General features: G+C 59.5%; 10 protein-coding genes. 4 read left to right on the forward strand and 6 right to left on the reverse strand.

Annotated elements, in window-relative coordinates:
• Positions 1 to 284 precede the first annotated feature (284 nt).
• Together ACWGXE_RS16475 and ACWGXE_RS16480 are read left to right on the forward strand one after the other, a co-directional pair.
• A complete protein-coding gene (locus ACWGXE_RS16475) occupies positions 285 to 485 on the forward strand; it encodes a hypothetical protein (protein ID WP_447599075.1) in 201 nt (66 codons plus the stop codon).
• A 110-nt stretch (positions 486 to 595) separates the two neighbouring features.
• On the forward strand, positions 596 to 1,441 hold the full coding sequence (locus ACWGXE_RS16480; protein ID WP_447599076.1) for a universal stress protein: 846 nt from the start codon (positions 596 to 598) through the stop codon (positions 1,439 to 1,441).
• Between the two features lie 45 nt (positions 1,442 to 1,486).
• Here the strand turns inward: ACWGXE_RS16480 and ACWGXE_RS16485 are convergent, their stop codons facing one another.
• The 4 genes from ACWGXE_RS16485 to ACWGXE_RS16500 all read right to left on the reverse strand — a co-directional run bounded on the left by ACWGXE_RS16485 (position 1,487) and on the right by ACWGXE_RS16500 (position 8,224).
• Positions 1,487 to 5,854: a DEAD/DEAH box helicase gene (locus ACWGXE_RS16485; protein WP_447599078.1), complete on the reverse strand. Its 4,368-nt coding sequence runs from the start codon at positions 5,852 to 5,854 to the stop codon at positions 1,487 to 1,489.
• Positions 5,855 to 5,933: 79 nt separating this feature from the next.
• Positions 5,934 to 6,137 (reverse strand): hypothetical protein, encoded by a 204-nt coding sequence (locus ACWGXE_RS16490; protein WP_447599079.1) that lies wholly within the window; start codon positions 6,135 to 6,137, stop codon positions 5,934 to 5,936.
• A 405-nt stretch (positions 6,138 to 6,542) separates the two neighbouring features.
• Positions 6,543 to 7,187, reverse strand: a complete 645-nt coding sequence (locus tag ACWGXE_RS16495) for a response regulator (RefSeq protein ID WP_447599080.1) — start codon at positions 7,185 to 7,187, stop codon at positions 6,543 to 6,545.
• The gene (locus ACWGXE_RS16500) at positions 7,184 to 8,224 is read right to left on the reverse strand and encodes a sensor histidine kinase (protein WP_447599081.1); all 1,041 of its coding nucleotides are present in this window, start codon (positions 8,222 to 8,224) and stop codon (positions 7,184 to 7,186) included. Before ACWGXE_RS16500 ends, ACWGXE_RS16495 begins: the two co-directional genes overlap by 4 nt.
• Before the next feature lie 172 nt (positions 8,225 to 8,396).
• On the opposite strand from ACWGXE_RS16500, the gene ACWGXE_RS16505 reads away from it, so the two are divergent.
• On the forward strand, positions 8,397 to 9,212 hold the full coding sequence (locus ACWGXE_RS16505; protein WP_447599083.1) for a hypothetical protein: 816 nt from the start codon (positions 8,397 to 8,399) through the stop codon (positions 9,210 to 9,212).
• A 15-nt stretch (positions 9,213 to 9,227) separates the two neighbouring features.
• On the opposite strand, the gene ACWGXE_RS16510 is transcribed toward ACWGXE_RS16505, so the two are convergent.
• Complete coding sequence (locus ACWGXE_RS16510; protein WP_447599085.1) at positions 9,228 to 10,568, reverse strand: alginate O-acetyltransferase AlgX-related protein; 1,341 nt, start codon at positions 10,566 to 10,568, stop codon at positions 9,228 to 9,230.
• A 299-nt stretch (positions 10,569 to 10,867) separates the two neighbouring features.
• On the opposite strand from ACWGXE_RS16510, the gene ACWGXE_RS16515 reads away from it, so the two are divergent.
• Positions 10,868 to 11,446 (forward strand): helix-turn-helix domain-containing protein, encoded by a 579-nt coding sequence (locus ACWGXE_RS16515; protein ID WP_447599086.1) that lies wholly within the window; start codon positions 10,868 to 10,870, stop codon positions 11,444 to 11,446.
• A gap of 54 nt (positions 11,447 to 11,500) precedes the next feature.
• Here ACWGXE_RS16515 and ACWGXE_RS16520 read toward each other — a convergent pair whose 3' ends face one another.
• Positions 11,501 to 12,991, reverse strand: a complete 1,491-nt coding sequence (locus ACWGXE_RS16520; protein WP_447599087.1) for a CPBP family intramembrane glutamic endopeptidase — start codon at positions 12,989 to 12,991, stop codon at positions 11,501 to 11,503.
• Between the last annotated feature and the right edge of the window lie 176 nt (positions 12,992 to 13,167).

Here is a 13,167-nt window from a genome sequence, read left to right on the forward strand (position 1 = left end):
TTCCCGCCGGCGCGGGAATGACGGATTGTGCGGTCGATCACCCAATGCTGAGCAGGCGGGCCCTCATCATCCAACAAGCTCATCCTTGCATCATGGCGAAGCCGACATAGCCCGTTCTTCGCCAACCGAAGTTTACCTGCGCCCGACTTCGATGTGATCTCGACCTGGCTGCCGCTTCTTTATCGCACTGCTGACAGAATGGGAAATTGCGCTATAGTTAATGAGAACAGCTCTGGCCCGAGCCCGAGCGCCCATTCAGCGCTTCATCGGAAGGAGATCCCCAGATGAATAACGACACGCCGGGATCGCGAATGTCGCAGCGCGACCGGCTCGCCACCCGATGGACCGACCAACAACGAATCTCGGTGCCATTGCCCGAAGACGAAATCATCTATCTTCATCTTCCCTCACGGATGGTTCCAGGCAGCACTTATATCTTTCCGCTGGCGCTGCGCTCCAGTCCTCTTCCCGGAAAGAAACCCTAAACAGCGAACCATAAGACCTTTCAGCGTCGTGCCATAATCCGCTGGAGCTGTGGTATAGTGCGCCGGTTTATCCGAACTCGTTCAGGCCTTGCAAGACATTCCGGAGGAACATGACTGATCCAGCGAATCCGGTCGCGCTGCAACGGATTTTCCATCCCACTGATTTCTCGCCCGGCAGCCAGGTCGCCTTCGTCCATGCGTTGAAATTGGCGCTGCTGGCACGTGCGGAACTCACCATCATGCACGTCGATCCGACCGTCACCCCGGAAGGTTTTGAAGATTTCCCACAAGTCCGCCCCACATTGGAAAAATGGGGCGCGCTGCCTCCAGGCAGCACCAAAGAGCAGGTTGCGTCACTTGGACTGAGGATCAAAAAAATCCGAGCGCTGGCGAATGACCCTAAAGCGGCGCTGATTCATCATCTGACCCAGTCACGCACCGACCTCATGATTCTATCCACGAACCCGCATCAGGGGCGCTTCCGTTGGGTCCGTGAGCCTGAAGCGGAAGTGGTGTCCCGTGCGGCAGAAGTGCCGACGTTGTTCGTCCCATCGTCTGTGGAAGGTTTTGTATCGCTGGAGAACGGTCGCACGGGGCTGCACCACATTCTGGTTCCGATTTCGCGCGATCTTTCGACTGTCCGGCCCATTGAATTCGCAACCATGTTGGCCACGCTCACCGGCGGCGACAAGGTCACCTTCGAATTGGCGCATTCCGAAGACAGAGAAGGATTACCTCCTATCGAAACCATGGAACGCTCCGGTTGGACCTGGCACATGACGGTAGGAGCCGGCAACGCGGTGGATTGGATTCTCGCTTCGGGGGCCGAGTATGACGTGGACCTCATCGTGATGAGCACAAAAGGCCATGACAGCCTGCTCGACTCACTGCTCGGTAGCACCACCGAACGGGTGTTACATGGAGCGCGTTGTCCGGTGCTCGCGATCCCGGTATAGTCAAAATCCTTGGTTCTGTAGTCGGAAGGCAAGAGACACCGGCTGCTACCCGCGCTGTTCCAGGACAGCCGCCGGTTCATCGGGAGTAAACACCCGCGACTCTCGTCCCAACACCGCCCGCACGAATTCCCCCTCTTTGAACACGACGAAGTTCCAAGGCACGGCCGGTATGCGGGACCCGGGCAGAATAATTCCGACCAAATTCAGCGGATCGGTAGCGGACACACGCAATTCTTGCCCGGTGGGAGACGCCGCGGCTTTCTTCCGCACCGCGCGCAAGGCTTCAAGCGCCTCGGGCAACGCAAACTGTTCTCCGGTGAAGCCGCTCACGAATCGGCCGCCGCGCACCTCTCCTCGCAATTCCATCCGGCGGTACTGTACCAAGAGGTCACGCCAGACAAACGAACCACCCTCCTTACGGACGAGATCGCGGAACACCACGCCATAGCGACGCAACAGTCTGGTTGCCGTCCGTTCGGCCGCACGGTCGCGACCCGAGTCATCCGAAGCCGGGCCCACTCGCAGCACTGACCAGCGCCCTGGAACATGACGCGGCCGCTTGCCGCGACTCTGTGACTCCGCACGCCGGCGTCGAGGGTCCATCAACGCCCTCAAATTATCGAAGCCATCCGCCGTCACCAACCCAGCCGCCACGAGTTCCCAGAGCGCATCTTCAATTTCCGAAGCGAGTCGCCCGGTTCCTCGTATCAGGTCATCAAAAAAGCTCGCGCCACGTTGCGACAAATGGCGATAGACCTGATCGGCCGGCCCGGTGAGGCCGGCACCCCAGGTGATCTCCGTTCCTTCGTCTTGATGATAAGAGGCGAGCAGCCACTCCGCATCTTCCCGCAGAAACATCCCGATCGGCGCAACGCTGGTCGGCTGAATCCGGCGGCCGGGCATCCGCGCATCTTGTTGCGTCAGTTTTGGATGGGGACTCAATCGCCCCCAGGCGACCGCTCCGCCGAGGCATACACGATCCAGCATATCGGGGTCGTATTTGGCCAGACGAACCCGCAAGAGGTGCGGTTCCCAGGCGGAAGCCGCCGCTTCATATCCTCCCAATTGCCCGATGACCTCGAGAAGACCCGCTTCTCCGTGCAATCGCGATCCAGGCGCGACATGCTGCCATTGGAAGAGGAACCGCATGAACTCCGTCGCGGTGGCAGGCTCGATTTCCTTGCGCAGCCTGCCAATGGTCAGGCGGTGAATGCGTGCGAGCAGGCGCCGGTGGCACCACTCAACCGGTGCGGCGGGTGGGGCCGCCGCGCCGGAATGTTGAACGCTAGATGCTGAATGAGGCATGGAGGGACCGGTAGTCGGCCGGAAGCGCCCCCGGAGAATCTGTCCCTGCGCCTCCAAGCGAAGGAAACTTGCGTTCACGTCCACGAGGTCGAGGTGAAGGCGCTGGGCTAATTCGGCGGCCGTCGTCGGACCGATGCTTTCCATCCAGCCGGCCGTGACTTTGTCGATCACCTCGGATTGCTCAGTGGGCTCCTGAGTGTCAGGCGAACCCATAGCCTGCTCTACGGTTGCATGGGGAAGGAGCAGCCGGGCCATGGCATGATAGTCGGCCGGCATCCAACCGATGATGCGTCCCTCCATTCGCAACCTCAAGAGCCGTCGATCCACCAGAAGCGGCGCCGCATGGGCTTCCCATGCAGCGGCATCCTCGGTCGGAACCCATACGAGAGTGAGCAGGGCATCATGGAGTTCATCCGGATCACGCACCACCGGCCAGGCCTCCGCCTCTACCTCGGCTATGGCCGCGGGATCGAGCGCACCAACGGCATCCGCCAATTCAGGGGGCAGGCTCCGACGCATCTCAACGGCCCTGGCCCTCCGTTCTTCGAGCGGAGCATCATCCAGATAGGCATAGGGATTTGCATTCAAAATTTCGTGACAGAAGGGAGACGGAAGCGGCGTGTCGATCGCCACGCATGAGATCGCTCCCTGTTCGATCCGTTCCAAGACGGCGGCGAGTCCGCCCACATCCATCGCCTCGGTTAGACAATCCCGCAAGGTTTCACGGACCAGCGGATGGTCGGGCACCTGACGCGTGAGCCGTTCACCATGGAAGTTGTCTTGGCAGGCGAGGGCATCGGGGAAGACGGTCGCCAAAAGATCCTCCGCTCTCATCCGTTGAATCTGCGGCGGAACACGCTTTCCTCCGGAAAATCGCAGAAGCGCCAACGCCCGCGTGGCATTCCATCGCCATCGGGTCATGAACATCGGCGCCTGGAGGACGGCATGCAGGAGCACTTCACGGACCGTCTCTGATCGGAGATATTCGAAGACCGAGGTCAATGGAAAACTATGTCGCTCCCCCAGCGAAATCACAATACCCTCATCGGTCGCGGCGGCTTGCAGCTCAAAATCAAACGTGACGCAGAACCGCTTCCGCAAGGCGAGGCCCCAGGCCCGATTGATGCGGCCACCGAATGGAGCATGGATGACCAACTGCATCCCACCGCTTTCGTCAAAGAACCGTTCCGCCACGATCGTCTGCTGCGTCGGGACCGTGCCGAGGACAGCGTGCCCGGCGACCAGATAGGCCGCGACCTGCTCGGCCCCCCGCTGATCGAGGCCGCATTCCGTTTTCAGCCAGACGAGAGTTGCTCGCTGAGGATTCTGGCCCTCCTCGACACGGAATAACCGCTCAGCGAGGTCCGCTCTGAGTCCCGCGACCTCTGCCGATAGATCCACCGTTCGTGACGGAGCTTCACCGCGCCAGAACGGGATGGTGGGCGGCGCGCCGTGCGCATTTTCGACCCGCACCCGGCCGTTTTCCACGCCGCGAATGCGCCATGACGTGTTGCCCAAGAGAATGATGTCACCGGCAAGACTTTCAACGGCAAAATCTTCGTCGACCGATCCGACCACCGTCCCGTCCGGCTCGGCAATCACGATATAGTTGGCCGTTTCAGGAATGGCGCCGCCGGAGGTGATCGCCGCCAAACGGGCGCCGCGCCGGCCGCGCACGCGCCGGTTGATCCGATCATAATGTACGTAGGCGTGCCCGCGACCGCGGCTGGTGGCGATGCCGGCCGCCAGCATTTCAACCACATCATCAAAGGCCGAACGGTCCAGGGAGCGATAGGAGTAGGCGCGCCGGACAAGGGCATACAGGTCATCGACATCCCACATGTCCGTCGCGCTGGCCGCCACGAGCTGCTGTGCCATGACATCCAGCGGGCAGAGCGGGATCTCGATACGATCCAGAATCCCCTTCTTCATCGACCTGATCAGCGCTGCGCATTCAACCAATTCATCGCGCGTCGTGGCAAACAGCCGTCCCTTCGGAACGGCGGAGATCCAGTGGCCGGCCCGGCCGATTCGCTGCAAACAGGTCGCGATGGACCGGGGCGAACCAATTTGACAGACGAGATCCACCGTACCGACGTCGATACCCAGTTCAAGCGAAGCTGTCGCAACGACGACCCGCGTCTGTCCGCCTTTCAGCCGGTCTTCCGCCGCGAGTCTGATCTCCTTCGACAGGCTGCCGTGGTGAGCAGCGACGATTCCGGTTCCCATATGTTTGAGACGCTCTTCCAAATGGTGCGACACCCGTTCCGCCAGCCGCCGGGTGTTTACGAAGACCAGCGTGGAGCGATGGGCCTGGACCAAGTCGGCAATCCGGTCATAGATATCCGTCCAGATGGCGTTCGTCGCCACGGCGCCCAATTCGTCCTTGGGGGTTTCCACCGCCACATCCATCTCACGGCGATGCCCGACATCCACAATGACCGGCAGCGGCCGCTCACCGACGAGAAATTGCGCTACCCTTTCGATGGGACGCTGGGTGGCGGAGAGTCCGATGCGCTGCGGCCTCTGGTCGGTCAGCGCCTCCAGGCGCTCCAAGGAAAGCGCCAAATGGGCGCCGCGCTTGCTGGAGGCGACGGCGTGGATTTCGTCCACTATGACGGTGCGGACCGTATGCAATAGACGGCGGCTCTTGTCGGCCGTCAATAAAATGAACAACGATTCGGGAGTCGTGATCAGAATGTGGGGGGGCCGGCGCAACATCTGCTGCCGCGCCGCCATGGGAGTATCGCCGGTCCGTACGAGCACTCGTAGCTCGGGGAGCAATAGGCCAGCAGCCAAAGCCGCCTGGCCGATTTCGGTGAGCGGCTGCTGAAGGTTTTTCTGCACGTCGTTGCTGAGCGCCTTGAGCGGCGAGACGTACAGCACATGAGTGCGGTCGTCGAGTTCGCGAGCCAAGGCCTTCTGAAACAGCACGTCGATGCAGGAAAAAAACGCCGCCAGCGTCTTCCCGGACCCGGTCGGAGCGGCGATCAGCGCGTCATGACCGGCTTGAATGTGCGCCCAGGCCTGCTGCTGAACTTCGGTGGGCATGCCGACGCGTCGTTCAAACCATTCGGCCAGGATGGGATGGAATCGAGCAAGAGCCATGGATGGTCACATCGTACCATCTCTTGCCGGCACGAAGACAGAGCAGGACACCGATCCGCACGAGTCCTGCCGGACCTGATCAGAGACGATTGCCGTATGTGCTCAGCAGCCGATAGGAATTCCGGCAGTCACTGCAATAGTCGCTCGAGAACTCGACTTCCGACGCCGCCAAAATGTGGCGGCTGAGATAGCGCTGCACTTCGATCCACGGCATCTCACCCCTCTGTTGTTGCTGATCGTATACCCGGCGACACAACTCGCACATCGGAATAATTCGGGCCATCGATTTGCTCCGTTTCGGTACGGGGCGCCCATACCCTCCTAATGACGGGCGTTTCATTAGGGGGGCGCCGATTCATATCGTTCCATCCGTTCGGGATGCTGGAATACGCTCACCGGCCACAATGTGATTCAGAAAATGTTGATCACACGTGACGCGCCATCGATCGTCCTTACGGGGTTCACCGGACGGCCCAAACGGACGCGCCAATGTAGGCCTCTGTATATCAAAGCACACCAGTATTGTTACGGGTCTTTTCGCGTGAAATATACTGGTTTTTTATCTAGCAAGTCACCGGCAATGATTGCCATCGAAGAAACCGTCGAGAGAACAGAGACCCCTCGAGAGAGGTCATCGGGATCGACCCAGTGTTTTTGTCGGCGGAAGCAAGAGACGCGGATCAATCCGCTAAGAGTGCCCGGCCAAACCTTGGGCAATGGCATACTTGACCAACTCAACGGTCGTATGAAGATTGAGCTGGTCCATGATTTGCGACTTATGGAACTCCACGGTACGAGGAGAGACCTTCAGCATGCCAGCGATTTCCTTCACGCTATGGCCCTCAGCCAGAAGCTGCAAGACTTCCCGCTGGCGTGTCGTCAGTTCGGACCCTTGCGAAGAGGGCCCCTCCGATCCCCGCAGCAGCCCGTCGATGACTTCACGGGTCACGAGCGGCGTCACATAATAGTTGCCGCTTTCAACCGCACGGAGAGCCTGGCTCAACTCTTCCCCGACCGAGCGCTTCAGCAAATAGGCGGAGGCCCCGGCCTTGAAAGCAGCTCGCACATAGGCCGGATCGGCGTGCATCGTAATGAACAGGATTTTGATGTCCGGATACTTCATCTTGAGCCGGCGGGCGGCTTCGATTCCATTCATGACCGGCATGGAAATGTCCATGATGACGATATCCGGCTTCAGATCCGGCACCGCGTCGAGCAATGCGCGTCCGTCGGCAACCGCCCCCACCAACTCACATTGATTCTCCAAGAGACGCCGAAAGCCCTCGACGACGAGGGTATGGTCATCCGCCAGCAAGACTTTCGGCAACGTCACTGAACCCCCAAGGCCGTCGGAATCCTCGCATGCACGCGAGTCCCCTTGCCCGGCTCGGAATGCACTTCACAGATCCCGTGAAACACCAGCAGCCGTTCCTGCGCATTTAGCAATCCCAGGCCGCGCTGGCTCGTTGTCATGGCTTCCATATCGAATCCGACACCATCGTCCCGGATCATCAACTCGATAAGCCGTTCGTCCCCCGTCAGTTCGACTTCGATTCTCGTCGCCTTTGCGTGGCGGGCCACATTGGATAGACATTCTTGTACTACGCGATAGAGAGCCGTCGCAACGTCCTTTGATAGCAGAGCCGGCAGCGATTGGTGCACAAACAGCACTTTGATATGGGTTCGCGTTGAAAATTCATCGAGAAGGCGCTGCAACGCCGTTTCCAACCCCAAATCGTCAAGAATGGACGGATGGAACCGATAGGCCAGATGCCGGACATCGTCGGAGAGAGACACCAGGCCCCGGAGCACGCTGGACAAACCGTCTCGCGCTTCTTGGGACAGCACACCTGCTTGCTTTTCCACGCTTTGCAAGCCCAGCGTCAGAAGAGCCAGCCGCTGATTGATATCATCATGCAAATCGCGTGAGATGCGCCGGCGTTCTTCTTCCTGCGCGGTGAGGATTCTTCCCGTCAGGGCATGCAACGCATCCTGGCTTCGCTTCAGCGCCTGTTCGCTCGTGGTCAGTGCCGCGGTGCGCTCGTCCACTCGCCGCTCCAAGGATTCATTCGCTTCCCGCAACCGGACCTCCGCGCGGCGGCGCTGGTAGACGAACGCGACAGGAGCCCAAATGGCGACCAGGCTGATGAGGCGGTTGCTGACGCCGAGCCAGAGGGGCACGCCCGGATAAAACGGGCCGAAGAGCGAACCCACGAGAGTTAAGAAAGAACAGCCCGCCGCCGCGACGACCGGCAACCGCGGTCGACGACTGGCCACCGCGCCTGCCAAGAGGACCACGCCTCCATAGAGGACCGCCTCGGCGACCGCGAGCGGGAGAAACAAATCAAGAAGAAACACCAGGAGCGCCAAGCAGGCGATCGTCCCGATCAGAATATGGTCATGGAGAACGGATGACTTGATAGCAAGCTCCTGCAGTTAATCCGACCCGTATGTTGCGAATAAGAATGGATCGCTGTTAGAGATCATCACAAATCAAGGTCGCGGGCAAGCCCTGATCGGCCGAACAGATGGTGACACAGGCATGGTATCTCCACAATTTGTGATTTTGGGAACAGGCTACACCGGGCGCTATCTCTACGCCGGCGTCAAGAAGCGCGGCGCTCACGTCCGGGCGACAAGCCGTGATCCCGAGCACAATTTAACACAGATTTCCATTGACGACCGGCTCACATTCGACCTGGCGCGTCCCGCCACATGGCCGGACTTCCCGCCGGATTGCCGAGTGTTCTGGTGCTTCCCGGTGCAACCGATTGACCTCGTCCGCCGATTCGCCGATGCGCGCCTGGCCGATGTCCGCCGGTTAATCGTCCTGGGCAGCACCTCCGCATACAACTGCCCTCATCCGGAATGGAGGTTTCCGCCGCCTTGGCTGGATGAGTCGGCTTCAGTCGATGCCACAATCCCGCGTGTACAGGGCGAAGAATATCTTCGAACCGCTTGCGGCGCTATCGTCCTTCGAGCGGCGGGCATCTATGGACCGGGGCGCAATCCATTGGATTGGATCAGGCGCGGCCTTGTCGGCCCTTCACGACGCTATGTCAATCTGATCCACGTGGAAGATCTGGCGGGTATCTGCCTAGAGTTATGCGAGCGCGGCCTCCGCGGCGAGACCTACAACGTGAGTGACGGAGTCCCGAGGACCTGGCATGACATCTGTCGCATGGCGCGCGATCGCTGGCTTGTCACGCCTGCCGCCGGCCGGCCAAATGATCATCCCGGCAAACGTATCGCTACCGCCAAACTGCAACAGGCGCTGCACTATACCCTCAAGCATCCGAATCTCTATGATGCCATGGCGTTGATCGAAGCGAACCGGGCCGGCTCCACTCCAATGTGAAGGGACATGTTTGCGCTATAAATTTCCCATCCGGACGATTTGGTGCGGCTCGCGGGCGGAGAGCGCCCGATCGATCGCTTCGGCCGCGACGCGGTGGCCGACCGGCGTCCAATGGGTGTCATCCGGCAAATACGTCGCAATGCCTTTCCCCGATTCGGCCTTCAGCGCCGGCGTGAGGTCAAGATACTCGATATCCGGAGCGGACGCGGTCAATATCTGTTTCAACCGTGACGGCAGATCATTGACCTTCCACGAGCGCAGTTCCTCGGTGCCGAACTCAAAATTGCTGAGGTCGTGGTAGACGCGATATTTTTCAGGCACGAACGCGACTAGAAAGCGAATTTCTTGTTGCCGGCACAGCCTGTACGCCTCCAGGATGTATTCCGATACGGTCTTCATCTCATCCTCCGATGGAGTCACCACCTCGGACGAGGCGAAGAATACCGGCGTTGCGGCATTTGTCTGATCTCTGAATTCGCCCTTGTATTGTTGAATGCTCGTACTGGGTCGACAGTCTTTCATGGAGCGAAAATACAGCGCCAGAAGATTCCTGGAAAAGGAGCGAAACCAAAAATCCTGCCAGTACGGATTCTCTCCGGATAACATTTTTTTGCTCACATCGTACTGTTCGGCATTTGAAAAGTCATTGCCCTCAAAAAATGCCCACACGACCGCCTCCGGTCGCAATCCCAAGCCGAACCGTTTCAATACGCCGAGCTCCTGCTGGGGGCCATACCCGGAATTCCCGAGATTCGCAACCGTCTTGCCTTGCAGTTGGCTGAGCAGGGTCGTGGCCAGCGCCGCATCCGGCGTCATGGGAGCCTCGATATACGAATCGCCGATAACGACGATGTCGGCTTGGCTCAAGTCCCGGTTGTTCCGAAAGCCATGGCGATCGTATCGGACGTGAACCCGCTGTGATGCATCGGGAGGGATGCACAATCCCCGTCCGAGATTGCCCTGATAATTCGCCTCGAACGAATAGTACGGCTCGTACTTCCAAAGGAGCTCTGAATCAAATCGCCGCCCGACGCTGCCCAGAGCATTCTTCGCCTCGAACGTCCCGAACACCCCGCGAAAGTCCACGAGGCGAATCATCGCCGCTCCTTCCGCCAGGACAACACACAGCCCGATGGTAAGCGAGGTCAGAATGAATCTCTTCCCGATCTCGGACCGAGGCAAGTTCGACAGCAAGCCGTAGAGTCCCCACGTGATCAGATAGAGCGCAATCACATTGTCCAGGAGATGTCGGATGGAAGACACGCCCGTCATGAACAAAATGGCATACCCCGCGACAAACAGGATAATGGTCGCAAGTGCGACGGATTTGTATCGCCCCCACAATTTGGCCTGCATCCGATGCCCTCCCGGCCGCCGCGGCCGGTCCACCCTCGCGGCTCATATGCCGCGTACGCCTTCCGCACGATAATGAAACGGGATTCAGTACCGTCTCCGGCCCATCGGCTGTACAGTTATACTGTACGTTGGCCAGTAGGAGCAATCAAGATAGATTTCGGCCCTATCGTTCATGGGCTCATGGCTCATACGGCGGGCCTTCGCTCGGCGAGAGCTTGTGCTGTTCATGAAACTCATGATACAAAACCGTGTTTGAGCGACTATCCCGCATCCTCACCTTCTCATGTCAGGCGGGAACGATGGCTACAGGGCGTGCCTCCAAACAAGGGGGCAAGATAGAAATCCGGATCGGATCAATCCTTCGCCGCCTGCGGGTTCGGCAACAGCTTTCCGTCAGAAGCTTAGCCGACAAATGCGGATTCTCTCCCAGCTTCATCTCTCAGGTTGAACTTGGACAGGCCTCTCCTTCAATTGCTTCTACGGAGCGAATTACGTCGGCCCTGGGAATCACGTTGGGCGAGTTCTTCCGCTCGGCTGCTCCGGCTGCGCCGGCCGTGACCAAGTCACGGAAGCGGCCCGTCCTCCAAAGCCAATGGTCGCGTGCAAAGATTGAGGCGCTGGGCCCGGCAAACACCGACAGCCGGCTGGAGTCGATGCTCATCACGTTGGAATCCGGAGGAGCCAGCGCGGCGCATCCCTTCGCCCGCCAAACCGAGCAACTGGCTGTTATTTTTCGCGGCACGGTGAGGTTGCAACTGGAAGATGAGCCGCACGTCTTGAGAGAGGGCGATTCAGCCTCCATCCCGGCCGGAACCCGACATTTTTGGAAGAACACGTCCCGCAGCCGTTGTCAGATTCTACTCGTCTCACCGCGCTGAATGCCCATTCGGTGAACATCGTCTCGTTTACTCCTCTGCGTATCAGGCGGATGGTCAGACGCGTAGCAGTGCAATCAGACTGAGGCAGACCAGGAGATTATTGACGGCATGGGCAATCATTCCGGGAAGCAGGCTGCCGGTTCGTTCATAGATCCATGCCCATAGGAAGCCGCTCCAAAACACGCTCAGGAACCCGATGAGCCCATAGCCGTGCGCCAGGGCGAAAATTCCCGCGCTGATGGCCGCCGCCGGCATCCACTGAAACCGGCGACGCAGAACTCCGAAGAGCAATCCCCGAAATGCCAGTTCCTCAAAGATAGGAGCGATCACGACGTACTCCACCAGGCCCACCGCCATGACAGGAAGAGGCGCCCACACCAGATCGGCATCAAACCATTCGGTCCAGTGATTGGAGAGATTCAACGGGTCGGCAAGCCTTCCGATCGCCCATTCTCCCAGAAGACCGGCTGCCACCACAGCAAGGATAGCCATGAGCAGTCGGCCGCCTTTACCGGGAGCCACCGTCAGTCCAAATCCATCCCGAAAGGTCAATCCCTGGGGCCTCAACAAATGGAAGTATGCGAGCAGTAAGAGGGGCACATTGGAGAGCGGAACAACAAAAAGGCGGAGCGACGCATAATCAAGGGCGGCGAATAAAAATCCCAAGGTCAGCAGGGAACCGATCGCGCCACCCCGAAGGAGTACTGCCGCGCCTAACTTTCCCGCCCAGCGCGGCGGTAATTCTCCTCGGCTTACGCGAAATGTTTCCTTGCTCCCCCTTCGAAACCAAGTCAGCAAGATGGCCCCGCCGAAGACCATAAGCGCGGCCTCGCTCGCTGCAAAGATGCGGGCACTACGGATCATGGCGCTTGAGCGCCGCTCCGCCGAAGCATGCAACGTTTTCAGGAGCGGCTCATTCCCCTCCGCTTCCGCCAGCCGAACCGCTACTCGGTCATAGAACCAGCCGGCAGGCAGCAGTTCAGCGAGAATCGAGTGGAGATCCTGCGCCCGCGCCGCCGGCAGTCCAGACGGCCCATACGCGGCTTCTACGATGTGGGCGAGGTCAGGATACGGAGCATCACGATGTTTCCATTGCGCAGCTTCGGCCAAAGCCTCTGCTTCACGGCCGGATACGGCCAGCAGAACGGCCAGATTCATATCGACCAGTGGATCTGTAGATACCTCAGATAATTCGCGATACCAGGTAATGGCCTGGTCTCGCTCATGAGCATCACTCCCCATTGTGATCTCGTACAGAACGCGCTCCCATTCAGGCAGTCCGGCAAAGCCCTCTTCCACATCCATCAGGCGGCTGACCATATGGCCCAACGCCCGTTCCGGGTCCGCAATGCGTCCCAATTTCGGGATATCCATCGCGAACCAGGTGACCAGCAAAATCGAGGCTGCCAGCATGAGTCCCGACAAATAGGTCACGCCCTTGGAAAAGCCCGGATCATAATAGCAGGGAGGTGGAGGAGCGCCGATGCAGGGAGCCACCGGTTCAACGGCGCCGGACACGGTCGGTTCGGACAACTGAGAATGCACGTGGACCTCGGTACGCGGAGTATAGCATCCGATATTTGTACGGAGAAATGAGTGACGGAGTTCTGCACCGGGGCACCGGGTGCCCCCGCCGCCTCGCAGAACACCTGATACGCTGAACCAAGAAGCAAGCGACAGAGCACGATGCCAACGTGCGGGTCAGCGCGGCCGCCGAGCGC

This window comes from Nitrospira sp. Nam80 (assembly GCF_965152575.1).